Annotated in this window: 25 protein-coding genes and 1 pseudogene; 12 read left to right on the top strand and 14 right to left on the bottom strand. The window is 65.9% G+C overall.

What is annotated here, in order from left to right; genetic code table 11:
• Nucleotides 1-96: 96 nt before the first annotated feature.
• On the top strand, nt 97-381 hold the full coding sequence (locus ACVIJ6_RS27050) for a hypothetical protein (RefSeq protein WP_456775202.1): 285 nt from the start codon (nt 97-99) through the stop codon (nt 379-381).
• 100 nt (nt 382-481) lie between these two features.
• On the opposite strand, the gene ACVIJ6_RS27045 is transcribed toward ACVIJ6_RS27050, so the two are convergent.
• The 3 genes from ACVIJ6_RS27045 to ACVIJ6_RS27035 form a co-directional block, all read right to left on the bottom strand.
• On the bottom strand, nt 482-1,192 hold the full coding sequence (locus ACVIJ6_RS27045) for an aspartate/glutamate racemase family protein (RefSeq protein WP_456775201.1): 711 nt from the start codon (nt 1,190-1,192) through the stop codon (nt 482-484).
• A gap of 188 nt (nt 1,193-1,380) precedes the next feature.
• Nucleotides 1,381-1,779, bottom strand: coding sequence for a DUF1127 domain-containing protein (locus ACVIJ6_RS27040; RefSeq protein ID WP_456775200.1), 399 nt, complete (start codon nt 1,777-1,779; stop codon nt 1,381-1,383).
• 521 nt (nt 1,780-2,300) lie between these two features.
• On the bottom strand, nt 2,301-2,705 hold the full coding sequence (locus ACVIJ6_RS27035) for a DUF1127 domain-containing protein (protein ID WP_456775199.1): 405 nt from the start codon (nt 2,703-2,705) through the stop codon (nt 2,301-2,303).
• 651 nt (nt 2,706-3,356) lie between these two features.
• Here ACVIJ6_RS27035 and ACVIJ6_RS27030 point away from each other — a divergent pair.
• The 3 genes and pseudogenes from ACVIJ6_RS27030 to ACVIJ6_RS27020 all read left to right on the top strand — a co-directional run.
• Nucleotides 3,357-3,509 (top strand): annotated as a pseudogene (locus ACVIJ6_RS27030) (transposase); the annotation flags it as partial.
• Nucleotides 3,476-4,546 carry an IS3 family transposase gene (locus tag ACVIJ6_RS27025; RefSeq protein ID WP_456773770.1) on the top strand — a complete coding sequence of 357 codons (1,071 nt, stop codon included), beginning with the start codon at nt 3,476-3,478 and terminating at the stop codon, nt 4,544-4,546. The pseudogene ACVIJ6_RS27030 and the gene ACVIJ6_RS27025, both read left to right, overlap by 34 nt.
• Before the next feature lie 20 nt (nt 4,547-4,566).
• Nucleotides 4,567-5,199, top strand: a complete 633-nt coding sequence (locus ACVIJ6_RS27020; RefSeq protein ID WP_456775198.1) for a hypothetical protein — start codon at nt 4,567-4,569, stop codon at nt 5,197-5,199.
• A 14-nt stretch (nt 5,200-5,213) separates the two neighbouring features.
• Here the strand turns inward: ACVIJ6_RS27020 and ACVIJ6_RS27015 are convergent, their stop codons facing one another.
• Nucleotides 5,214-6,632 (bottom strand): PleD family two-component system response regulator, encoded by a 1,419-nt coding sequence (locus ACVIJ6_RS27015; protein ID WP_456775197.1) that lies wholly within the window; start codon nt 6,630-6,632, stop codon nt 5,214-5,216.
• Nucleotides 6,633-6,644: 12 nt separating this feature from the next.
• The gene (locus ACVIJ6_RS27010; RefSeq protein WP_012044758.1) at nt 6,645-7,010 is read right to left on the bottom strand and encodes a response regulator; all 366 of its coding nucleotides are present in this window, start codon (nt 7,008-7,010) and stop codon (nt 6,645-6,647) included.
• A gap of 217 nt (nt 7,011-7,227) precedes the next feature.
• Between ACVIJ6_RS27010 and ACVIJ6_RS27005 the strand changes: the two genes are divergently transcribed.
• Nucleotides 7,228-7,527 (top strand): DUF3572 domain-containing protein, encoded by a 300-nt coding sequence (locus ACVIJ6_RS27005; RefSeq protein ID WP_456775196.1) that lies wholly within the window; start codon nt 7,228-7,230, stop codon nt 7,525-7,527.
• On the top strand, nt 7,524-8,831 hold the full coding sequence (locus tag ACVIJ6_RS27000; RefSeq protein WP_456775195.1) for a DNA polymerase IV: 1,308 nt from the start codon (nt 7,524-7,526) through the stop codon (nt 8,829-8,831). The genes ACVIJ6_RS27005 and ACVIJ6_RS27000 overlap by 4 nt, the downstream gene beginning before the upstream one ends.
• 11 nt (nt 8,832-8,842) lie before the next feature.
• On the opposite strand, the gene ACVIJ6_RS26995 is transcribed toward ACVIJ6_RS27000, so the two are convergent.
• A complete protein-coding gene (locus ACVIJ6_RS26995; protein WP_456775194.1) occupies nt 8,843-9,700 on the bottom strand; it encodes a cell envelope integrity EipB family protein in 858 nt (285 codons plus the stop codon).
• Nucleotides 9,701-9,905: 205 nt separating this feature from the next.
• Between ACVIJ6_RS26995 and ACVIJ6_RS26990 the strand changes: the two genes are divergently transcribed.
• The 4 genes from ACVIJ6_RS26990 to ACVIJ6_RS26975 all read left to right on the top strand — a co-directional run bounded on the left by ACVIJ6_RS26990 (nt 9,906) and on the right by ACVIJ6_RS26975 (nt 13,060).
• Complete coding sequence (locus ACVIJ6_RS26990) at nt 9,906-10,373, top strand: RidA family protein (RefSeq protein WP_456775193.1); 468 nt, start codon at nt 9,906-9,908, stop codon at nt 10,371-10,373.
• A 36-nt stretch (nt 10,374-10,409) separates the two neighbouring features.
• Entirely contained in the window at nt 10,410-11,162 is a 753-nt protein-coding gene (locus ACVIJ6_RS26985; protein ID WP_456775192.1) for a glycerophosphodiester phosphodiesterase family protein, read from the top strand.
• 202 nt (nt 11,163-11,364) lie between these two features.
• Nucleotides 11,365-12,573, top strand: a complete 1,209-nt coding sequence (locus ACVIJ6_RS26980; protein WP_456775191.1) for a GNAT family N-acetyltransferase — start codon at nt 11,365-11,367, stop codon at nt 12,571-12,573.
• Between the two features lie 61 nt (nt 12,574-12,634).
• Entirely contained in the window at nt 12,635-13,060 is a 426-nt protein-coding gene (locus tag ACVIJ6_RS26975; RefSeq protein ID WP_456775190.1) for an HIT family protein, read from the top strand.
• 13 nt (nt 13,061-13,073) lie between these two features.
• Here ACVIJ6_RS26975 and nadC read toward each other — a convergent pair whose 3' ends face one another.
• From nadC to ACVIJ6_RS26935, 8 genes are all read right to left on the bottom strand, one after another.
• Nucleotides 13,074-13,922, bottom strand: a complete 849-nt coding sequence (gene nadC, locus ACVIJ6_RS26970) for a carboxylating nicotinate-nucleotide diphosphorylase (RefSeq protein ID WP_456775189.1) — start codon at nt 13,920-13,922, stop codon at nt 13,074-13,076.
• Nucleotides 13,919-15,472: an L-aspartate oxidase gene (locus ACVIJ6_RS26965; RefSeq protein ID WP_456775188.1), complete on the bottom strand. Its 1,554-nt coding sequence runs from the start codon at nt 15,470-15,472 to the stop codon at nt 13,919-13,921. The genes nadC and ACVIJ6_RS26965 overlap by 4 nt, the downstream gene beginning before the upstream one ends.
• Nucleotides 15,469-16,455, bottom strand: a complete 987-nt coding sequence (gene nadA, locus ACVIJ6_RS26960) for a quinolinate synthase NadA (protein WP_456775187.1) — start codon at nt 16,453-16,455, stop codon at nt 15,469-15,471. The genes ACVIJ6_RS26965 and nadA overlap by 4 nt, the downstream gene beginning before the upstream one ends.
• A 54-nt stretch (nt 16,456-16,509) precedes the next feature.
• Nucleotides 16,510-17,469, bottom strand: a complete 960-nt coding sequence (locus ACVIJ6_RS26955) for an NUDIX hydrolase (protein WP_456775186.1) — start codon at nt 17,467-17,469, stop codon at nt 16,510-16,512.
• 10 nt (nt 17,470-17,479) lie between these two features.
• Nucleotides 17,480-17,968, bottom strand: coding sequence for a tRNA (N6-threonylcarbamoyladenosine(37)-N6)-methyltransferase TrmO (gene tsaA / locus ACVIJ6_RS26950; protein WP_456775185.1), 489 nt, complete (start codon nt 17,966-17,968; stop codon nt 17,480-17,482).
• Nucleotides 17,969-18,036: 68 nt separating this feature from the next.
• Nucleotides 18,037-18,381 carry an AzlD domain-containing protein gene (locus ACVIJ6_RS26945; protein WP_456775184.1) on the bottom strand — a complete coding sequence of 115 codons (345 nt, stop codon included), beginning with the start codon at nt 18,379-18,381 and terminating at the stop codon, nt 18,037-18,039.
• Nucleotides 18,378-19,124 (bottom strand): AzlC family ABC transporter permease, encoded by a 747-nt coding sequence (locus tag ACVIJ6_RS26940; protein ID WP_456775183.1) that lies wholly within the window; start codon nt 19,122-19,124, stop codon nt 18,378-18,380. The genes ACVIJ6_RS26945 and ACVIJ6_RS26940 overlap by 4 nt, the downstream gene beginning before the upstream one ends.
• A gap of 126 nt (nt 19,125-19,250) precedes the next feature.
• Nucleotides 19,251-20,276: a transglycosylase SLT domain-containing protein gene (locus ACVIJ6_RS26935; RefSeq protein WP_456777091.1), complete on the bottom strand. Its 1,026-nt coding sequence runs from the start codon at nt 20,274-20,276 to the stop codon at nt 19,251-19,253.
• 133 nt (nt 20,277-20,409) lie between these two features.
• Here ACVIJ6_RS26935 and ACVIJ6_RS26930 point away from each other — a divergent pair, with 133 nt between their 5' ends.
• Complete coding sequence (locus ACVIJ6_RS26930; RefSeq protein WP_456775182.1) at nt 20,410-21,345, top strand: glycine reductase; 936 nt, start codon at nt 20,410-20,412, stop codon at nt 21,343-21,345.
• Between the two features lie 115 nt (nt 21,346-21,460).
• Complete coding sequence (locus ACVIJ6_RS26925) at nt 21,461-21,922, top strand: PEGA domain-containing protein (protein ID WP_456775181.1); 462 nt, start codon at nt 21,461-21,463, stop codon at nt 21,920-21,922.
• Nucleotides 21,923-21,960: the final 38 nt, after the last annotated feature.

The raw sequence follows: 21,960 nt of genomic DNA, 5'->3' as shown, positions 1-21,960 counted from the left end.
CGCGCCGGGCGGTTCCGGTGACGCTCGACATCGAACCACAACGGAGGACGCGCGCTGTACGCCTCCGTCCTGCAAGCCCGGATGCCTCGACAGTCCATGAATATGGTCCGCCGTATCATCGAAATCGATGCAACGACCGATGCTCGCCTGTCCCAGCTGGCGGCCGAACGCGGCCAGGACGTCGCGGCCGTTCTTGCCGAGGCCGTCGCACTGCTCGATTCCGTGGTCGATATCGCAGGCCCCGATGTGGCCGAGGACCGCAGGCGTCTCGATGCATTCAAGCAGACCCGTCTCGGCGTTCCCCTGGACGACGCGAAAGCGTGGGTCGCCAGCTGGGGATCGGCAGACGAGTTGCCGCCCCCGGCCCCGCGCAAGCTCTGATGATCTTTCTCTCGCCCGAGGCGTGTCGGACCTTGAGCGCGTCAGGGCATGTCTCGATCAGCGCATGGCCGTGAGGCGCGCAGTTGACCGCCACAATCCATCACGGATGGGATGATTGCGATCCCGCCACCGCCCGCGCCAGCGCCGCGCGGGCGAGCAGCCTTGTCGAGTCCAAGGTCGGCAAGGGCGAGTTGGTGTCGTCGATGATCAGCGGAATCTCGGTGCAGCCGAGCGCGACCGCGTCGCAGCCTCTCGCCTGCAGCCGCGCGATGATCGCCTGAAACGCTGCGATGGATGGCGGCGCGAAGCGGCCGTAGACGAGCTCATCCATGATGATGCGGTTCGCGGCAATGCGATCGTCCTCGTCCGGGCGCGAGAACCTCAAGCCGCGCGCAGCAAGGCTGTCGGGATAGACATTGCTGTCGACGAGCCATTTCGTGCCGGTGATGCCGACCTGCTCGAAACCTCGCCTCGCGGCCTCCCGGGCGACCTCATCGGCGATGTGCAGCCATGGCAGGGGTGAGCGCGGCAACACGAGCGGCAGCGCCTGATGAATCGTGTTGTCCGGGCAGATGAGAAAATCCGCGCCGGCCGCCGCGAGCTTGCGCGCCGAGACCAGCATCAGTTCGGCAACGCCCGCGAGGTCGCCGCGGTCGAGACAGACCACGTAGTCGGCCAGCGACGGCGTGTGCATCGACACCTCGGGATGGGCGTGCGGGCCGAGGATGTCGGCGCCCTCCTTGCAGATCGTGCGATAGCAAAGCGCCGCCCCCTCGGCCGAGCAGCCGACGATGCCGATATGTTGCGTCATCCGTCTTAGCCTCCTTACACTTCCTCGCGGCTGATGGTCGAGAAATGCACCATCTCTCCTCCGTCCTTGCCTGGCAACGGCTCGCCAGCCAAATACACGGTGCCTCGGGGCATGTTGCGGCATCGCCAGGGCAGATCAAGCCGATCCACCCTGTCGACGACCCGCGCGGCCGGCGCCGTCGTGCGCAGCTACATCACGCCGCGCGATATCATCAGACGCGCCGTGCTGTCCTTGAGATTCTCCAGCGCGCGGTGCGCGGCGATGTGCTCGATATCGCCGCGGTTCAGCCCGATATCGATCAGCTGCGCCTCGCTCAGGTCACGCAGATGCAGTCGCATCATCCGGCGTCGGCGGCTCTCCTGAAACGCGATCCATTGGCGCGCGAGCCAACCGAAAAAGCCCGGCACGGCCGCGCCCGGCGGCCCGGCCGCGTCCTTCTCCGATGCCGCCCCGCGCTGCGCAGGGATCGGCGCATCGGGACGCGGCGCATGCAGAACGCCACGCCCGGCCTTCGCCGCAGCGCTGGGACGATCGAGCCCATGACGTGTGGCGTCGTGCGCGATCTTGAGGTGGGTCTGAGGTGGCATCGGTCGCTCCTGCTGTGTGGTGCCGGCAGGGAGCGTGACCAAACAAAAGGCCCCGTCCGATGCCGGCGGGGCCTGGTGGAATGATCGTGTCGTCGAAAACCTAGCGCACGACTCCTCCCACGGCCCGGCTGCAGCGGGTCGTATGTTTACGGTTGGAGCGGCGCACGACGTTGATCATGATTTGCAATTAGCACGGAGATGGCGCGGAATCAAGGCATGTAGTCAGGCGCGCGCAGATGACCACATCAACCGAGCTTCGAACGCTGCCAACGTCTGCGCGCAATCGACTCCGACACAGCCATGTCCACACGGGACGCCCTGCTTCTCCGCCGTCATTGCGCATGCAGCGAAGCTATCCAGAGTCGCGCGGGACCCTGGATTGCTTCGCTGACGCTCGCAATGATCTCGTGCCGGCCATCGCGTGCAGATGGCCGACATTCTCTGCTGCTGGGGCTGATGAGCGCGAGCAGCATCCGCCCCAGAACGTCATGGATCATGTTCTTCGGGTCCGCGGTTCCGAACTACATCACGCCCCGGCCCTGCCAGGGATTCATCACGTCGTTCCGTCGCGTCTCGAACGCCCGGAAGGCGACGATGTGATCGATGTCGCCGGGTGTGAGCCCGATATCCATCAGCTCCCGTTCGCTCAGGCCGCACAGGCTCGCGCGCAACCGCTCGCGCCGGCGGCTGTCTTGAAACGCGCGCCAGCCTCCCGCGAGCAGGCGAAACAGGCTCCACAGCGGCGTGCCCGGCGGCCCGGCACCGCTGTTCTCCGACGCTGCCTCGTTCGGCGCGGCGATGGATGCATCGCCGGACGGCGGCATCGCCGCGACGCCCATCGCGGTCTGCGACGGCGCGGCGTCGGGGCTGAGCAGCGCGGCGTTGCGCGCGCTCTTGCTGGTGAGATCGATCTGATAAGGTGGCATCGGCTGCTCCTGCTGTTGTGCCGACAGGGAGCGTGGCCAAATGAAAAGGCCCCGTCCGATGCCGGCGGGGCCTGGTGGACAGAGCGCGTCGTTGACGTCCTAGCGCACGAATCCTCCCACGGCCCAGCCGAAGCGGGTCATGTGGTCGAAGTTCATCATGTGCACCGAGTTGCTCATGGCATGTTGATACCATGAGGAACGAAGGATATCAAGCGACATGTCGCGGATGTGCATCCTGAAGGCGAGTTGGCCTTAGCTAACAACAACCCAACTGGCATGACGACCGAACGCCGGCGTCAGCTGTGTTGATCGAAGATCTGATCGACTCTCGTTCATTTTGGCCGAGAACGAAAACAATAGGAAACTAGTCGCGTTCTACTCAACGCGGATCATGGCGACCGTATCGTGTAATATCCGTTGCGATCCAATGGGTATGCCTCGGACGTGAAAGCGATGCATGATCGAACAGCCGATCCATATGATGCGCAGATGCGGACCTATCGCGAGTATCTTCGCGGATTGAACCGCCGCCTCGTGGAGGACTACGTCCGAGATCACAGCGAGCACGTTGAACTGGCCATCGAGGTTGACCTTGCCCCTCAGGCATAATCCAGTTTGAAGTTCGTTCTGGCCCGCAACGAGGACCAGAGCATGAAGCGCAGCCGCTTTACGGAAGAGCAGATCATCGGGATTTTGAAGGAGCACGAGGCTGGCGTTCCGGTCGCCGATCTGTGCCGCAAGCATGGCGTGAGCGATGCCAGCATTTACAAATGGAAGGCCAAGTTTGGTGGAATGGACGTCTCGGAGGCCAAGCGGCTGAAGACGCTGGAGGACGAGAACACGCGGCTGAAGCGGCTGCTGGCAGACGCCATGCTGGACAATGCCGCGCTGAAGGATCTCCTGGGAAAGAAGTGGTGACGCCCGCGGCGAAGCGGAAAGCTGTCGCACATCTCGTGGGCGTTCATGGGATGAGCGAACGGCGGGCGTGTAAAGCCATCGGCTGCTGCCGCATGACGGTCAGATATCAGACGAGCCGGGTCGATGATGCCGGGCTGCGGCAGCGCATGAGGGCGATCGCCCACGAGCGCCGCCGCTTCGGCTATCGTCGCCTGCACGTCCTGCTCAAGCGAGAGGGCTACCTGGTCAATCACAAGAAGCTGTTCCGACTGTACCGGGAGGAGCGGCTCACGGTGCGCCGCAGAGGTGGCCGCAAGCGCGCCCTCGGGACACGAGCGCCGATGACGGCGCCGCTGCTCCTGAATGATCGCTGGTCGCTCGACTTCGTGTCGGATCAGATGACCGATGGCCGGCGCTTCCGCATCCTGACCGTGGTCGACGACTGCACTCGCGAGTGCCTGGCGCTGGTGGCCGACACCTCACTCTCGGGCGCCCGGGTCGCTCGGGAGCTGGACCGGCTGGTCGCCGAGCGCGGCAAGCCCAGGATGGTGGTGAGCGACAACGGCAGCGAGCTCACCAGCAATGCCATCCTGAGATGGACCGATCAGAGCCGTGTCGCCTGGCACTACATCGCGCCAGGCAAACCCATGCAGAACGCCTTCATCGAGAGCTTCAACGGCCGCCTGCGGGATGAACTGCTGAACGAGACGCTCTTCACCTCGCTCGCCCAGGCCCGCGTCGCGCTCCAATGCTGGCGGACCGACTACAATGATGAACGACCGCACTCGCAGCTCGGGTGGAAAACGCCGTCCGAGTTCGCCGCAACCTTCAATCCGCGTCGGGATCTGACGCTGCGCTATGTCGAGAGCTCCGTGCCAGCTCCCGCCGCTACCACCGCCCGAATGGGCACATCCAACCGCCCGAACGAACTCAGACCTGGATAAAACTTGGGGGCAAGCTCAAGGTGTTGGCTCAGGCGGCTCCGGTCACGCTTGCCGTCGTACAGCTCCACAAGGCCATTCGCAGATCGCCCGCGCGCAATTTCTGGCCCTTCATCCGCAAGACAAAGGGCTTGCTGTTCGTCCGGTCAGCCGACACAGGCCGGGACAGCCCGTGGCCGTGGCAGCGAACCAAGACCGGCAATATGCGTTACGCGTTACCTGGCGTTCTGCTGTTTTCGCCATGGCTTCCGAATGTTCGTCGCCATGTGCGAAACTGCACGATCGAGCTTCAGCGCACGCGCGCGCATATCCGGTCAATGGCTGGCCAAGATGATGTTTGGTCCCAGCGCCTTCCCTGGTTCATTTTCTACGAGACTCGACGAGCCCGGTGGCTTCTTGAGGGGGTCAAAGCGCTCCAGGGGATTGCCGGGCCAGAGAGCATCGCGGCGCTGGACCGGTGGTCCGACGATCCGCAGCGGAACTCGAACATCACATTACGAATTTCGCGAAGCACCCTCGTCTATCGCAACGGGCCAGAGCGTTGCGAGATCGATCTCCCCGCCGCACTCACCAAGCCCCTCAGCATCCCCTCCACACCCGACCGGGATTTGGAGCTGCACTTGGTCAGGGCTGGACGACAATCGTATTTTCCGTAGCCGCCGCCCTGCCCTCAGCGGCCGCGGCCGGCGGCCTGCGGCAGGAATTGCGGCTGATGCACCGGGGCGATCGCCACCGCGCGGTTGCGGCCGTCGTTCTTGGCGCGGTAGAGCGCGGTGTCGGCGCGCTTCATCACGTCGGCGACCGGCTCGCCCTTCTGCTCCAGCGTGGAGATGCCGATCGAGGTCGTGACCGCGATGCGCTTCTCGCCCTTGTTCACCGCGAACGGCTCGTTGGCGACCGAACGGCGCAGCCGCTCGGCGACCATGCCGGCGACGTGGAGGTCAGTCTCGGGCATCACGATCACGAACTCCTCGCCGCCATAGCGGCAGGCGAGATCGATGCCGCGGATCGATTTGCGCACGCGCATCGCGAACTCGCGCAGCACGTCGTCGCCGGCATCATGGCCGTAGGTGTCGTTGATGGCCTTGAAGTAATCGATGTCGAGCATCATCAGCGCCAGCGGCTTGCCGCGGCTCGCCGCCTGGTCCGCCAGCGTCGCCAGATGGGTCTCCATGTAGCGGCGATTGTGCAACCCGGTCAGCGCATCGGTGATCGCCATTTCGATCGAGTTCTGCACATTGTCGCGCAGATGATCCGTGTAACGGCGCTTGCGGATCTGGGTGCGTGCGCGCGCCATCAGCTCGTTCTTGTCGACCGGCCGCAGCAGATAGTCGTTGACGCCGATCTCGAGCCCGCGCAGCAGGCGCGTGTTGTTCTCGGCCTCGGCAATGGCCAGGATCGGCACGTGCCGGGTGCGCTCCAGCGAGCGCAGCTGGCTGCACAGCCTCAGCCCGTCGAAATCGTCGAGATCGAGCGAGACGATAACGAGGTCGTAATTGCCTTCGGCGGCGTTGAACACGGCCTCGGACGGATTGGGCTCGACATCGACGGAATGCTCGGCCGCCAGCATCGGCCCGAGCCGCTCATAGGAGGACGGCCGGTCATCGACCAGGAGAATGCGCCCGCCCTTGCCCGTGTCGGCCACCGCGTTGCGCTCCGGCGCCTGCACGCCGATCTCGAGCGAGGTCAGCGCCCGCATCCGCAGCTCGTCGGTCATCATCTTGAGTCGCGTCAGCGAGCGCACGCGCGCGATCAGCACGACATCGGACACCGGCTTGGTCAGGAAATCGTCAGCCCCCGCCTCCAACCCGCGGACGCGGTCGGACGGGCTGTCGAGCGCCGTCACCATCACGACCGGAATGAAATGCGTGGCCGGATTCGACTTCAGCCGGCGGCAGACCTCGAAGCCGTCCATGTCCGGCATCATGACGTCGAGCAGGATGATGTCGCATTCGGCGCGCTGGCAGATCTGCAGCGCTTCGGCGCCGTTGGAGGCGGTCAGCACGTCGAAATACTCGGCCGACAGCCGTGCCTCCAACAGCTTCACGTTGGCCGGGACGTCGTCGACCACAAGAATGCGCGCGGACACTGCAGGAACTCCCTAGCCGATAAAGCGGCGTACCGTTTCAATGAATTTTCCGACCGAAATCGGTTTGGAAAGATAGGCTTCGCAGCCACCCTCGCGGATGCGCTCCTCGTCGCCCTTCATGGCAAAAGCCGTCACCGCCACCACCGGGATGGCGCGCAGATCCGGATCATCCTTGATCCAGCGCGTCACCTCGAGGCCGGAGACCTGGGGCAATTGAATATCCATCAGGATCAGATCGGGACGGGTCCGGCGCACGATGTCGAGCGCCTCCACGCCGCTGGAGGTCCCGGATGTCTGATATCCGTGGGCCTCCAACAGATCGCGGAAGAGCTTCATGTTGAGCTCGTTGTCCTCCACGATCAGGACGGTCTTGCCCATCCGCCCCTCCGAATCACTGACACCGGCATGCCCTCCGGCGGACGCCTGTCCACCGCTACTCATCTAATTCAAACTAGCCCCAGATTCGTTCTAAGCCGTTAAGTCGGTATTCGATCTTTCCCCGAGATGGTTTCCACTTGCTTGAACCCATTCCGAAGACTCGGGCATGATGGGCCCAAAGTAGAGACGACAAGTTAACGGAAAGGCAAATGCTCCGTTGAAAAAGCCAGTTCGAAATCCTCGCGAAGTCGCTGAAATCGTTGCAGTTCAGGCGCTCTCTTTCCTGGCTGGGGATCCCGAACGGATCGGCCGGTTCCTGGCTGAGACCGGGATTGGGCCGGAGACGCTGCGATCCTCGGCGGCCGACCCGAACTTCCTGGCCAGCGTGCTCGATTTCGTGCTGCGCGATGATGAGACGGTAAAGGCTTTTGCCGCCAGCTCCAAGTTACATCCGACCAATATCATGGCAGCAAGGCAGGTATTGGGCGACCGACAGTGGGAGCGCGACGTGCCGTGACAGCGGTTGCGCCAGAGGGAGCGTCGCGCGGGGTCAGCCGTCCGACCTGCTTCTGTCGCGACTGTCTGACGGACCTGGACTTCGGCACGCGCCGCTGCACCGCCTGCGGCTCGCCGCGCCTGGTCCGCCACGACGCCTTGCCCGCGCTGACATTGGCGCATATCGACTGCGATGCGTTCTACGCCACGGTCGAGAAGCGCGACAATCCCGACATCGCCGACCGTCCGGTGATCATCGGTGGCGGCAAGCGCGGGGTGGTGTCGGCAGCCTGCTACATCGCCCGCACCTACGGCGTGCGCTCGGCGATGCCGATGTTCAAGGCGCTGGAGCTGTGCCCCGCGGCGGCCGTCATTCCCCCGGACATGGCGAAATATGTCCGCGTCGGTCGCGAGGTCCGGCAGGCGATGCAGGCGCTGACGCCGCTGGTCGAGCCGCTGTCGATCGACGAGGCCTTCCTGGATCTCGCCGGCACCGAGCGGGTCCACGGCATGATCCCGGCCAAGGTGCTGGCGCGGTTCGCCCGCGAGGTCGAGCAGACGATCGGCATCACGGTCTCGGTCGGACTGTCCTGCAACAAGTTCCTGGCCAAGATCGCCTCCGACCTCGACAAGCCCCGCGGCTTCGCCGCGCTGGACCAGGAACAGGCCTGTCAGATGCTGGCGGACAAGCCGGTCGGCTTCATCTTCGGCGTCGGGCCCGCGACCCAGCAGCGCCTCGCGCAACACGGCTTCCGCAGCATCGCCGAGCTGCAGCGCGCCGACGAGATCGAGCTGATGAAGCAGTTCGGCGGCGAAGGCCGCAGGCTGTGGCGGCTGGCGCGCGGCATCGACGATCGCAAGGTGGTGGCCGATCGCGGCGCCAAGACGATCTCGAGCGAAACCACCTTCGAGACCGACATTCGCGATTATGCGACGCTGGAAAAACGGCTGTGGCGGCTGTCGGAGAAGGTGTCGGCACGGCTGAAGGCGAGCCAACTCGCCGGCTCAACCATCACGCTGAAGCTGAAAACCGCCGATTTCCGCCAGCGCACCCGCTCACAGTCGATCCCGGCCCCCACGCAGCTTGCCGGCAAGATCTTCGCCGTCTGCAAGGAGATGCTGGCGCGCGAGACCGACGGCACGGCGTTCCGGCTGATGGGCGCCGGCGTCAGCGCGCTGCGTCCAGGCTCCGAGGCGTCGGACACCGACATGCTGGACCGTCGCTCGGCCTCGGCCGAGCGCGCGATGGACGCGCTGCGCAAGAAATTCGGCCAGGCCGCGATCATTCGCGGCATCGCCTATGGCGGCCCGGAAACGGCGGACTGAGGCCCCGCGCGTCAGTTGCTGCAGGGCTTAGTGTCCTTGCTGTCCTTGACGTCGAACTTGCCGAGCGCGCCGGCGATGACGAAATCATTGTAGTCGAGCACAAGCGCGCGCGAGACGCCGTTCTCGTATAGTTCGAACGACATCGCATAGACTGGCGTCTGCTCGCCTTCGGTCCGCTTGGCATCGCGATCGTAATAGCTGACCGTGACCGGCCAGCGTGTCAGCGTCTTCAGCTCGTCGCTGGCCGTGGAGGCATCGGGCTTGGCCGCCGCCTTGTCGGCCGACATCGGCGCGCCGATCACGGTGAGCGTATTGTAGACCTTCTCGCCATTATCGGAGCCGTCATAGACCGACAATTCCAGCAGCGACTTGCCTTCGCGGGCCGCGGCGATGATGCGTTTGATCTGCTCGGTCGGGAACACGGTGGCGCCGTCGAGCGTGAAGGTCTTTGCTTCGGGCAGCTTGAGCTTGACGGTGATGTGGTCACCGGTGCGCTCGGCGATGCCGTCGACCGGGCTGGACGGCTGGTCGTTCATGCGCGAGTCGATCTTGAAGCGATAGCTCTTGCCGGCGCCATCCTCCCATGCGGTGGAGCGCAGGTCGCTCAGCGTCACCTTGCCTTCGCCGAGATCAAGTTCGGAGACCTGGCGGAAGTCCGACGTGTAGCCGTTACAGGCATTGCCCGTAAAATTGTAGAGGATGCGGCCGCGGGCGCTGTTGACCGGGCTCGATCCCCGCGACTTGACGAGGCTCAGCTCGTAAAGCGCCTGATGCGGCAGGAACGGCACTCCCGCCCCGGCCTGCGCCGGGCCGAAGGTGATCGCCGCAACAGCCAGCGCTCCCAGCGACAGTCGAAACGAATGAGCCATGCGTTATCCTCGCGGGATGTCTCGTTGAAGCGTCACATTAAAGACCGCTGCAATACGTCGCAACTGCGGCTGGCTCACGGAAACGTGCGATCCCGGCGGCGCTTCAGCGCCTGTGGCCGCGGCTTGCATGTCCCTGGCAACTGCGCCAAACAGGGCCGCGATCCGGCAGGCGATCGGCATCCAGGCGACAGAACGGGGATTTGATATGGCGGGTACGGTTGAACAGAATCTGGCGGCTCAGGGCATCACATTGCCAGCGCCGAAGGCACCGGTGGCCAATTACGTCCCGTTCGTGCGCACCGGCAACCTGCTGTTTGTGTCCGGGCAGGTCTGCCTTGGCGCCGACGGCAAGCTGATCGCGGCCGGCAAGCTTGGCGGCAATCTGTCGATCGAGGAAGGCTACGCGGCGGCCAAGGGCTGCGGCATCAACCTGCTGGCGCAGGTCAAGGCGGCGGTCGGCGACCTCGAAAAGGTCGTCCGCGTGGTGCGTCTCGGCGGCTTCGTCAATTCGGCACCGGACTTCGTCGACGGCCCGAAAGTCCTCAACGGCGCCTCGGACCTGATGGTCGCCGTGTTCGGTGACAAGGGCCGGCACGCCCGGACCACCGTCGGCGTGTCGTCGCTGCCGTCGGACGCGGCCGTCGAGGTCGAAGGCGTTTTCGAGATTGAATAAACAAAGCATTGAATAAACAAAGCATGGACGGGGCGAATGCGCGCACCTGACTGGCTGACGGCCCGCCCCGTCGCCCATCGCGGTCTGCACGATGCGAGCTGCGGCATCATCGAGAACATGCCGGCCGCTGCGCGCGGCGCGGTCGCCGGCCGGTTCGCGATCGAATGCGACATTCAGCTGTCCGCCGACGGCGAGGCGATGGTACATCATGATTACGAGCTTGGACGCCTGACCCAGGGCTCCGGGCTCCTGATCGAGAAGACCGCGTCAGAACTCAAAGCCGTCACATTCAAGCAGACCGACGAGCGGATGATGACGCTCAGCGAGCTCTGCGATCTCATCGCCGGCCGCGTGCCGCTGGTGGTCGAGGTCAAGAGCACGTTCCAGGGCGACCGCCGGCTGGTCCGGCGCATGGCCGAGGTGCTCGCCTCTTACGGCGGCCCTGTGGTGGGCATGTCGTTCGATCCCGACCAGGTGCTCGCATTGCGCGAGATCATGCCGAACCTGACGCGGGGAATCGTCGCCCAGCGCACCTATGACGACGGCTATTGGGCCAAGCTGACCCAGGCGAAGCGCGACAGCATGCTGCATCTCAAGCATGGCTTCAGCACCCAGCCGCACTTCGTCGCCTATTGGGTACAACAGCTGCCGGCCGCCCCGCCCTGGATCGCGCGGAACCTGTTCGGCTGCCCGCTTTTGACCTGGACGGTGCGCACGCCTGAGCAGCGCGCGACCGCGGCCCGCCATGCGGATCAGATGATCTTTGAGGGCTTTACGCCGGAGAGCTGACGCCGGCCTTGAACTCGCTGCTGCGATGCACGATCTTGAAGGGATGGCAATCCGGGCGTCTCGGCTGAGCGTTCCCTGGAACATGATGCGTTTCGACAGGAGTGCATCATGAACTTATCTCTTTGTTCGAGCATGATCTTTTCGGGAAACCGATTTCCGCTTTTTCGGATCACGCCTTCGTCGGCGCTGTTTCAAGGGTTCTATGACCTTACCTGAGATTACGCTCGAAGCCGTCCCCGGGGTCAGCGAGATCCCGTCCGCCGCCTGGGATGCCTGCGCCAATCCCGATGGCCGCGTGCCGCCCGGCTCATCTCCTCCCTGCGGCCGCGCCTATAATCCGTTTGTCTCGCACGCGTTTTTCTCGGCGCTGGAGGCCTCCGGCTCGGCCACCTTGCGCACCGGCTGGGCGCCGCGCCATCTGGTCGCGAAACGAAGCGACGAGATCCTCGGCGTCGTGCCCTGCTATCTGAAGTCCCACTCGCAGGGCGAATACGTGTTCGACCGCGGCTGGGCCGACGCCTATGAGCGCGCCGGCGGGCGCTATTATCCCAAGCTGCAAGTCTCTGTTCCCTTCACGCCGGCCACCGGACCACGGCTCCTGATCCGCGCTGATCAGGATCGCGAGGTCATCGGCAACGCCCTCACCCAGGGGCTCAAGGCGCTGTGCGGGATCAGCGAAGCCTCCTCGGTCCATGTCACCTTCGCCCAGAAGCCGGAATGGGACCTGCTCGCGGCGCAGGGGTTCCTGCAGCGCACCGACCAGCAGTTCCACTGGCACAACCAGGGTTTTTCAACCTTCGACGATTTCCTCGCGACCTTGAACTCGCGTCATCGCAAGGCGATGAAGCGGGAGCGGCGGGACGCCCTCGCGGACGGCATCACCATCCACTGGCTAACCGGCAAGGACATCACCGAGGACGCCTGGGACGCCTTCTTCGATTTCTACATGGAGACCGGCTCGCGCAAATGGGGCCGCCCCTATCTGACCCGCAAGTTCTTCGCGCTGATCGGCGAGAGCATGGCCGAGGACGTGCTGCTGGTGATGGCCAAGCGCGAGGGCCGCTGGATTGCCGGCGCCATCAACTTCATCGGCTCAGACACGCTGTTCGGCCGCAACTGGGGCGCCATCGAGCATCACCCGTTCCTGCATTTCGAGGTCTGCTACTATCAGGCGATCGATTTCGCCATTGCGCACAAGCTCGGGGTTGTCGAGGCCGGCGCGCAGGGCGAGCACAAGATCGCGCGCGGCTACCTGCCGCAGACCACCTACTCGGCGCACTACATTGCCGATCGCGGCCTGCGCCGCGCCGTCGACGACTATCTCAAGCGCGAGCGCGCTTATGTCGAGGAGGTCGGCCGCGAGCTCGCCGAATCCGCGCCGTTCCGCAAGGGCGCCGACGAGCCTTCTTGACCTGCGGCACGCGCCGGTGAAAGTAAGGCGCGACATCAGAGGAACCGCCGAGGGACTGCCCATGACCGCCTACGATCCCAACAACCCGTTCGCGAAGATCCTGCGCGGCGCATTCCCCTGCACCAAGGTCTATGAGAATGACCATGTGCTGGCGTTCCTCGACATCATGCCGCGCGTACCCGGCCATACGCTGGTGATCCCGAAGGCCCCGGCGCGCAACATCCTCGACATCAGCGAGGAGGATTATCTCCATGTCGGCCGCGCCGTGCGCACCATCGCCCGCGCCGCCAAGACCGCGTTTGCCGCCGACGGCATCACCGTGCAGCAGTTCAACGAACATGCCGGCGGGCAGATGGTGTTTCACCTGCATGTTCACGTGATGCCGCGCCACAATGGCGATTCCCTGCTCCCGCCGGCGAGCCGCAAGGAAGACCCGAAGGTGCTGGAAGAGAACGCCGCGAAGCTGATCGCGGCGCTCAAGGGCTGATCACCTCGCGTTTTCATCTCTCGTCGAGCCCGATATCGAGCGCGGCCGCCGAATGCGTGATCCAGCCGACGGAGATCAGGTCGACACCGGCCGCGGCGATGGCGGGGGCCGTCTCCACGGTGATGCGGCCGGAGGCCTCGGTGATGGCCCTGCCGCCGGTCATGGCGACAGCGCGCGCCAGCTCTGCCGGCGTCATGTTGTCGAGCAGCACCGCGTCGACGCCGAGCGCCAGCACCTCCTCGAGCTGGGCCAGGGTGTCGACCTCCACCTCGATCTTGACGAGGTGGCCGGCATGGGCCCTCGCGCTGGTGATCGCAGGCTTGATGCCGCCGGCGATCGCGATGTGATTGTCCTTGATCAGGACCGCATCATCGAGCCCGAAACGGTGATTGCCGCCGCCGCCGGCGCGCACCGCGTATTTCTCCAGCGCGCGCAGTCCTGGCGTGGTCTTGCGCGTGCAGACGATCTGCGCCCGCGTGCCCTTCACCGCCGTGACCAGGGACGCCGTCGCGCTGGCAACGCCGCTGAGATGGCAGAGGAAGTTGAGCGCGACGCGCTCGCCGGTCAGCAGCGCGCGCGCAGGCCCGCTGATCGTCGCGATCACATCGCCGGGCTCGACGACGCCGCCATCGCCGCGGATGATCTCCATACGGACCTCGGGCGAGAGCGTCTGGAAGGCGCAACGCGCGACATCGAGGCCGGCGATCACGCCAGGCTGGCGTGCCCTCAGCTGCAGCGAGGCGCGCCGCTCGGGCGGAACGATCGCATCCGTGGTGATGTCCCCGGCGCGGCCGAGATCCTCGGCCAGGGCCATGCGCACCAGCGGTTCGAACAGCAAGGACGGGAGCGGATTGAGGGTCATGGCAGAGCACTCCTGAAGGACGGCAGCTCGGTCTCGACGACATCGCGTGCGGCAGCGATCGCCTGCGACAGGGTGAAGCGCGATGGCTGCGCGACCGGCAGCGTGTCCGGACAATCGCTGCGGAAATGCGCGCCACGGCTCTCCTGCCGGCCGAACGCTGCGACCGACATCATCAGCCCGACCAGTGCCGGATCGGCCGCTGCACCAGCGGTTTCGGCCAGCGGCAGCAGGCCGCGAATGGCGGAAGCGATCGCGCTGCGATCCCTGAGCACGCCGAGCCCGTGCGACAACAGCGGCCGCACGGCAGCGGGATCGGACGCCGGCGGCGGCGCGGCGCTGTCGCGTTTCATGGCCCTGCCCTGCGCCGTGCCGGCCACGTCCTCGGCCACCCATTGCGCGCAGACGATGGCCTCCATCAGCGAATTGCTGGCGAGCCGGTTGGCGCCGTGCAGGCCAGTGCGGCTGACCTCGCCGCAGGCCCAAAGGCCGTCGACGGTGCTGCGTCCCATCGCATCAACGGCGATGCCGCCCATGTGATAGTGCACGGCCGGCCGCACCGGGATCGGATCCGCGGCCGGATCGATGCCGGCCATGCGGCAGAATGCGCTGATCACCGGATAGCGCGCGGCAAAATCCTGCCCCGGCCTGGCGCGCGCGTCCAGGAACACGCGACGGCCCTGTGCGCGCTGACGCCACACCGCCCGGGCCACGACGTCGCGCGGCGCCAGCTCGGCGCCCGGCTCGTCCGCCATGAACCGCGCCCCGGTGTCATCGATCAGGATGGCGCCATCGCCGCGGATCGCCTCGGTGAGAAGCGGCAGCGGCCGCGACGGCCCGTCGAACGCGGTCGGATGAAACTGCACGAATTCGAGATCGGACAGCACGGCCCCCGCCGATGCCGCCAGCGCCAGCCCCTGGCCGAAGCAGCCCGCCGGGTTGGTGCTGTCGAGAAACAGCCCGCCGATGCCGCCGGTCGCGATCACGACCCGCCGCGTCGCGAGCACAAGCGGTTCGTCGCCGCGCACCGCGACCACGCCCTGGATCGCATGATCTTCGACGATCAAGCGGCGCGCCTCGATGCCCTCCAGCAGCGTCACCGACGGGCAGCGCCTGACCGCGGCGATCAGCGCGCGCATGATCTCGCGCCCGGTGCCGTCGCCGGTCGCGTGCACGATGCGATTGCGCCGGTGCGCGGCCTCGAGGCCCAGGCGCCAGCGCCCGTCCGGGGCCCGGTCGAACGCGACGCCGAGCTGGGCGAGACGCTCGACCGCGGCCGGTGCGGCCTGCACGATCCGCTGCGCCGCAACGGCGTCGCACAGGCCGGCGCCGGCCGCGAGCGTGTCGGCCAGATGCAGCGCCGGATCATCATCCGCACCGACGGCAGCGGCCAGCCCACCCTGGGCCCACATGCTGGAGGCTTCGGCGCCGAGCGGCGACTTCGACAGCAGCACGACGGGTTCGGGCGCAAGCTGCAAGGCAGTCATCAGCCCGGCCGCGCCACCGCCGATGATCACGGGACGGCCGATGAGATCAGACAGATTACTGCTCATAGCGCCAGCATCCTTTCGACCGAGCGCCGCGCGCGATCCGACAGCGCCGGATCAATCGTGACCTCGTGCGCGTTGGTTTCGAGCGCTTGGCGGATGTTCTTGAGCGTGATCCGCTTCATGTGCGGGCACAGATTGCACGGCCGCACGAACTCGATATCCGGATAGAGCACCGCGACATTGTCGCTCATCGAGCATTCCGTCAGCAGCACCACCCGCGACGGTCGCTTGGCGCCGACATAGTCGGACATCGCAGCGGTCGAGCCGGCGAAATCGGCTTCCGCCACCACCTCGGGCGGACATTCGGGATGGGCGAGCACGGTGACGCCAGGATGATTGTCACGCAGGGTCCGGACGTCCTCGGCGCTGAAGCGTTCATGCACTTCGCAGTGCCCCTTCCACGCCGTGATCCGCACCTTGGTCTGGGCGGCGACATTGCGGGCCAGATATTCGTCCGGCAGCATGATGACGTGTTCGACGCCGAGCGACTCCACGACGGCGCGTGCATTGCCGGATGTACAGCAGACGTCCGCCTCTGCTTTCACCGCGACCGACGTGTTCACATAGGCGACCACAGGCACGCCCGGATGGCGGGCGCGCATCAGCCGGACATCGGCAGCGGTGATCGAGTCCGCGAGCGAGCAGCCCGCCCGCAGATCCGGAATCAGCACCGTCTTGTCGGGATTGAGCAGCTTGGCGGTCTCGGCCATGAAGTGGACGCCGGCAAGAACGATCACGTCGGCATCGACCTTGGTGGCCTCGCGGGCGAGCAGAAGGCTGTCGCCGACGATATCTGCGACGCCGTGAAATATCTCGGGCGTCTGATAATTATGCGCGAGAACCACCGCATGGCGCTGGCGCTTGAGCGCCAGAATGGCCGCGATGTCCTCCTCGAAGACCGCCCATTCGGGCGGCGGGATCACCCCCCTCAGACGATCAGGCAGCGATGAATTTGACCCGTTCGCGGGAAAAGATGGGTAGGCCATTTATACTCTCCATGAGCATAAGATGGCTTATACTTATCCTGAGCATAAGTCCTGTCAAGAGCGGGACAGCGGAAGCTTGGTTCCGACCACGGCGCGCTCGGCCAGCACGCCCTTGCGGAAGCGAAACAGCTTGGCCGGGCGGCCGATCGTGTCGGGGGCCATCGTGCCAGTCTCCTCGACGAGCTCCTGCTGCTCGATAAGGCGGCGGAAGTTCTGCTTGTGCACCAGCCGGCCGGCCAGCGCCTCGACCGACCGCTGGAGCTCCAGCAGTGTGAATTGCTCCGGCATCAATTCGAACACCACAGGCCGATATTTGATCTTGGCCCGCAGCCGGGCGATTCCGGTGGCGAGGATGCGCCGATGGTCCGCCACCATCGCGCGGCCGGGCAATGTCGGCTCGCTGCCGCCCTTGTCGCGCACGCTTTCAGGGAGCAATGCCACCTCGTACAGCAGCTCGTAGCGCTGCAAAGCCAGCTCCTCGTTCCACTCACGGCCATCGAGGCCGAACGAGATGGCGGCGCGACGCCACCGCGCTTTCTGCAGCGCCGGATCCTCTGCGGCTCTCGCCCAGTCCTTCAGCCGCGGCATGATGATCTTTGCCAACATGTCCGGCGGACCGTCGCGATGATCCTCCCAGGGGAAGTAGTCGTACCAGGACGACCATTGTGCATCCGTGCCCTCGCGTCCGCCCTCCTCGCGGGTCAGCCCGAGATAGCTGATGGAGATTCGATGCGGCGCGTCGGGATCGCCGGTGCGGCCACGATCGGCGAAGGTGTAGAGCTGCTCGACATAGCCGAGCGGAAGACCAGTCTGCGCTTCGACCCAGGCCCGCAGGCCCATCTGCAACGAGCGGTGCGCGAACTGGAACGGACCGCTCGGCAATGCCTGCGCGTGCTCGATCGTCATGATCTTGGGATACCCGTCGGTCACCGCCACCAGCACGGCGACGAGATCGGCGGTGATCGCATCCAGGGGCGTTGCGGTCTGTTGCGGCCGCTCATTCACATCAGACATCGCGTCTTTCTTATTTTCCGTCATCGTTGTCAGACGCAGCCTCGGGCGTGAACACGCAGCGATCCGGCTTCAAGTCGATCAGCGGCGTCTGGTCGAGACAATCCAGACCGCGCACCAGCACCGTGCTGCCCTCCAGCGCGACGAAACGCACCGTGGAAACGCCGATCGGATTGGGCCGCACCGGCGAGCGCAATGCGAAGGTGCCGCGGGTCTCGCCGTCATGGTGGCGCGGACTCTGGCGGACCAGATCGCGGCGCGCCTGGTTCAGCCAGTACAGCACCTGCAGATGGCTGAAGCCGTCGACGCCCTGCAGCGCCGCGACCCAGGGCTCGAAGATCTCGAGCCGGCACACCGGGCCCTCGAAGCTGCCCTGCCGCGGCGTCTCGAGCCGCGAGGTCCAGGGCGTGCGGATGCGGCCGATGAAATACAGCGACGCATCTCGAGGCAGCGGCGCATCCACCGCGACTTCACCCGGACGGAGATCGGTGTCAGTGCTCATCTCGGATCCCTTGGTTGTGGGCCATCTATTATCCCAACCTTTGCCCGCCGCAATTGCTGTGGCGCAAGTCAACCGAGCCACCATTTGCCGGTTAGCATGACCACCTCGCCGCAGACGACACCGGCGAAGATCGAGCGGCGCGTGGCCAGGAAGGCGGCGAGTCCGGCGACGACGGCCCCGTAGCGCAGGCCCCAGGGCACGCTGGCCAGCGCGCCGGGCGGCTGCACCAGGATCTGGGCGATAACGCCCGCCAGGATCGCGGTCGCCACCGCCTTGACCCACATGAGCAGATCCGAGCCTTCATCGAGCCCGCTGCCGAACCAGAGCCCGAGCAAGCGCCAGATCTGGTTCGGGATGACGCCCGCGACCAGGAGCACAAAGAGAGCATGCCAATCGCCGATGAAGTCGCTCATGCCGCCTCCCGCCGCTCGCGCCATTTGTGGGCGCCGAAGGCGATCGTTCCTGCTACGACCCCGCTGATCAGGATATCGACGCCGCTGTTGAGCTGGGCGGCCACGGGATAGAGCACGAGGCCGAGGCCCAGCGCGAGCACATCGGCGAGTCCCTTGGCGTTGCGCAGCGTCGAGAACAAGAAGGCCAGCGGGGTCAGCAACAGCACGGCGGCGCCGAAGGTCTGCGACAGGTTGGCGGCCAGGAGGTAACCGATGTTGGTCGCGACCAGCGCGACCGCCATCAATCCCGAGCCGAGCCCGTGGACGAAGGCGATGCGTCGCTCGCGCGGCACATGCGGCAGGAAGCGATAGCATTCGACCCACAGGGTCACCGCGGTGAAATGCGCGATCAGCACCAGATGCCGGCGCTTGGTCTTGGGCCCTCGGATCAGCGGCAGCACCGCGACCACCATCGGAAACAGCCGAATCGCGCTCATGGTGACCGCAATGGCCGATTGCAGGATGGTCTGGCCCGAGCCCAGCGTCGAGACCAGGATGATCTGCGCCGGCCCGGCCCAGACCAGCACGGTGCTGAGGATCGCCCACAGCATGCTGAAATGGGTGTCGTGGGCGAGCGCGCCGATGCCGATGAAGGTGACGAACAGCACGACCGACAGGATCGTCGCGGATGTCGCGCGCAGGCCGAAAGCGAACGCCTTGAGCGAGCCGTCCCATTGCGGCGAATCGAGCGGAGGAAGTGTCACGACGCGGGCGGCCCAGCAGAATGAAGCCGCGATAAGGCTGGCTCAGGCCGCTCACGTCAACCGCCAGCACGCGCGCGCGGGTCTGCGTCCGGCGCAACCATCCCCACCCGCGGCGCCGCGGCAGCGCTATCCGGCGCGATTGCGCAGCACGAAACAGGCGCCCCCGGCCTCGCGGATCCGGCTGCAGAGCGCGTCGGCCTCGGACCGTGTCTCGGCGCCGATCCGCACCTGGTAGAAGGCGCGATTGCCGCGCGAGCGTATCACCGACGACAGCAGGCTCGGATCGCGGTCGCCGATGATCGGGCCGAGCCCCTTGATCGCCCGCGAATACATCGCCAGCGCTCTGTTGCGGTCGAAACCCGCAGCCAGCTGGACGCCCCACGGTTTGGCGGCCGACAAGGCCACGTGATGCTCGAGCTCGGACACGAACGGGTTCGGCGCGCGCTTCAACATCGCCATCAGCTGACGACACGAGGTCGGCGGCGGGCTCGGCGGCGTCTTGCCGCCCTTGCCGGCGGCCGCCCACTCATCGATCGTCGCCCCCGTGATCGCCGAGACGTAGTTGCGGGTCTCCCAGGGCATTTGTCCCTTGCCGGCGAGCCAGTCCTGCACCCTGCGCGGCCCCGCACTATAGGCCGCCGCCGCCAGCCCGAGATTGCCGAACTGATCGCGCAGCTCGGCCAGGAATTGCGCCGACTTCGGCAGCGCCTGAACCGGATCGAACGGATCGAGCAGCTCGCGCTCGTTCGCCGTGCCCGGCATGAACTGCGCAATGCCCTGCGCACGCTGGCCGTTGCGCGTCACCGGCCCGACCGCATCGCTCTGGAAGCGGCTCTCTTGCCAGATCACGCGGGCAAAGAACTCGAGCGGCAGGTCGTTGGCCTTGGCCGCTGATTCGATCATCAGGCAGATCGCCTCGCGGGTGCCGCTCTCCTTCGGCTCCTCGGTCTTGTTCTCCGAGCCTTCTGCGGCAGCGTCTCCCGGCTTCGCAGTCTCCTGCGGCGAGTTCTGCTGCGCGCCGTCCTTCCGATCAGCCGGCGCGGCGACGTCACGGGTCGAAGCTTGCTCAGCCGCCATGCCGGACAACGTCATGGTCAGCATCAAGGCAAGGCCGAGACAGGCAATGCGAGCAACGGAAACCATGGAAAGCATCGTGAGCGAGGTGCAATGGAGGGCATTCTGCCGACAGACAAAGCCGAAGACCATGCGGGGTTCCACCGCGCGGCGCCTTGACACAGCGGATGAGCCGGCTAGCAATCGTCAAGTCCTGAAGGGAGCGCGACGGATGACCGCACCGACCGACGACCGACTCGGCTTCGCGCCCGACAGCGATGCGCCATTGTCCTACATGGCGCGCACACGCGACTACTATCTCGCGATCGGCTACGACACGCCCTATCGCTGGGCCCACTACACGTCGGCGCCGTTTCAGCCTTTGCGCAAGCCGCTCGCGCAGTCGCGCGTCACCATCGTCACGACGGCTGCACCTTTCGATCCCGCCAAAGGCGATCAAGGTCCCGGAGCGCCCTATAACGGAAGCGCGAAGTTCTATTCGGTGTATGACGGCGACACGCCGGCGCAACACGATCTGCGCATCTCCCACATCGCCTACGACCGCGTGCATACGACGGCCGAGGATTCCGGCACCTGGTTTCCGCTGCCGCAGCTGATCCGGCTCGCGCGCGAGGGACGCATCGGCGCGGTCGGGCCACGCTTCTTCGGCGCGCCGACCAATCGCAGCCAGCGTGTGACGATCGAGACCGACGCGCCCGAGATCCTGGCGCGCTGCCGCGCCGACGCCATCGATGCCGTCGTGCTGGTGCCGAACTGTCCGGTGTGCCACCAGACGGTGAGCCTGGTGGCGCGGCATCTCGAAGCCAACGGCATTGCCACCGTCGTGATGGGATGTGCCAAGGACATCGTCGAGCACGCGGCCGCGCCGCGTTTCCTGTTTTCGGATTTTCCGCTCGGCAACTCCGCCGGCAAGCCGCACGATCGGTCGTCCCAGGAATTCACGCTCGATCTCGCCCTGCGCGTTCTCGAGAGTTCACCAGCCGCACGCACGACCGTGCAGTCGCCGCTGCAGTGGAGCGAGGATCACAGCTGGAAGCGGGACTACAGCAATCCCGCTTTGCTCCCGCCCGACGAACTCGCACGCCGGCGCGCCGAGTTCGATGCGCAAAAGGCGATTGCGCGGGGCCTGCGCGAACAGCAGGTGTGAAAGACACACCCGACTGAAACTCGGCCGCTGATCTCTTCGGAAAAGGCTGATCAGGCTTGCCCTCCCGCCACAGTTGCGCTTGAGTTCCCCCGGGTTCCAAGGGGGATAGCACCAAATGAGAGTTGTAGCGGTGGCGTTGCTGTGCGCCGTAGTAGGTGGTTGCGCGTCGGTGACGCGGGGGACAACCGAGACGATCAGCGTGGCATCAACCCCGTCGGGAGCTGAAGCAACCATCGCGGGCCTGGAAGCGCCGATGACCTGCACGACGCCCTGCTCGTTCGTCGCCAAGCGCAACGCGGATATCTCCGTCACCGTCGAGAAGCCGGGCTACGAAAGCCAGACCATTCCGCTGACCAAGGACATCCCCGCAGCCGGCGCAGCCGGTTTCGCCGGCAACGTCCTCGCCGGCGGCCTGATCGGCATGGGCGTCGACGCGGCGACCGGCGCCGCGACCGACCACAAGCCCAACCCCGTCATCGTCACCCTGCAGCCGCGCATGGCGGCACCGGCCGGCCGAGCACAGCGTCCGCCGCGCCGTCCGGCGCCGCCCCCGGCGCAGCCCGAAGCCGGGACCTGACGATCAGAGCCCTGCTGTGCGACAGCCGGCGCGTGTCT

The sequence above is a fragment of the Bradyrhizobium sp. USDA 4369 genome (genome assembly GCF_054056435.1).
This window is presented reverse-complemented; position numbering and strand designations above follow the sequence as displayed.

Bases quoted from the DNA above. Each gene is read 5' to 3' on its own strand.
- ACVIJ6_RS26995 (WP_456775194.1), bottom strand. From the start codon at position 9,700: ATGGCTCATTCGTTTCGACTGTCGCTGGGAGCGCTGGCTGTTGCGGCG.
- ACVIJ6_RS27035 (WP_456775199.1), bottom strand. From the start codon at position 2,705: ATGCCACCTTATCAGATCGATCTCACCAGCAAGAGCGCGCGCAACGCC.
- ACVIJ6_RS26935 (WP_456777091.1), bottom strand. From the start codon at position 20,276: ATGCTTTCCATGGTTTCCGTTGCTCGCATTGCCTGTCTCGGCCTTGCC.
- ACVIJ6_RS26975 (WP_456775190.1), top strand. From the start codon at position 12,635: ATGACCGCCTACGATCCCAACAACCCGTTCGCGAAGATCCTGCGCGGC.
- nadA (WP_456775187.1), bottom strand. From the start codon at position 16,455: ATGGCCTACCCATCTTTTCCCGCGAACGGGTCAAATTCATCGCTGCCT.
- ACVIJ6_RS27025 (WP_456773770.1), top strand. From the start codon at position 3,476: ATGGAAGGCCAAGTTTGGTGGAATGGACGTCTCGGAGGCCAAGCGGCT.
- tsaA (WP_456775185.1), bottom strand. From the start codon at position 17,968: ATGAGCACTGACACCGATCTCCGTCCGGGTGAAGTCGCGGTGGATGCG.
- ACVIJ6_RS26955 (WP_456775186.1), bottom strand. From the start codon at position 17,469: ATGTCTGATGTGAATGAGCGGCCGCAACAGACCGCAACGCCCCTGGAT.
- ACVIJ6_RS27040 (WP_456775200.1), bottom strand. From the start codon at position 1,779: ATGCCACCTCAGACCCACCTCAAGATCGCGCACGACGCCACACGTCAT.
- ACVIJ6_RS26980 (WP_456775191.1), top strand. From the start codon at position 11,365: ATGACCTTACCTGAGATTACGCTCGAAGCCGTCCCCGGGGTCAGCGAG.
- ACVIJ6_RS27050 (WP_456775202.1), top strand. From the start codon at position 97: ATGAATATGGTCCGCCGTATCATCGAAATCGATGCAACGACCGATGCT.
- ACVIJ6_RS26945 (WP_456775184.1), bottom strand. From the start codon at position 18,381: ATGAGCGACTTCATCGGCGATTGGCATGCTCTCTTTGTGCTCCTGGTC.
- ACVIJ6_RS27045 (WP_456775201.1), bottom strand. From the start codon at position 1,192: ATGACGCAACATATCGGCATCGTCGGCTGCTCGGCCGAGGGGGCGGCG.
- ACVIJ6_RS26985 (WP_456775192.1), top strand. From the start codon at position 10,410: ATGCGCGCACCTGACTGGCTGACGGCCCGCCCCGTCGCCCATCGCGGT.
- ACVIJ6_RS26965 (WP_456775188.1), bottom strand. From the start codon at position 15,472: ATGAGCAGTAATCTGTCTGATCTCATCGGCCGTCCCGTGATCATCGGC.
- ACVIJ6_RS27010 (WP_012044758.1), bottom strand. From the start codon at position 7,010: ATGGGCAAGACCGTCCTGATCGTGGAGGACAACGAGCTCAACATGAAG.
- ACVIJ6_RS26925 (WP_456775181.1), top strand. From the start codon at position 21,461: ATGAGAGTTGTAGCGGTGGCGTTGCTGTGCGCCGTAGTAGGTGGTTGC.
- ACVIJ6_RS26990 (WP_456775193.1), top strand. From the start codon at position 9,906: ATGGCGGGTACGGTTGAACAGAATCTGGCGGCTCAGGGCATCACATTG.
- nadC (WP_456775189.1), bottom strand. From the start codon at position 13,922: ATGACCCTCAATCCGCTCCCGTCCTTGCTGTTCGAACCGCTGGTGCGC.
- ACVIJ6_RS26930 (WP_456775182.1), top strand. From the start codon at position 20,410: ATGACCGCACCGACCGACGACCGACTCGGCTTCGCGCCCGACAGCGAT.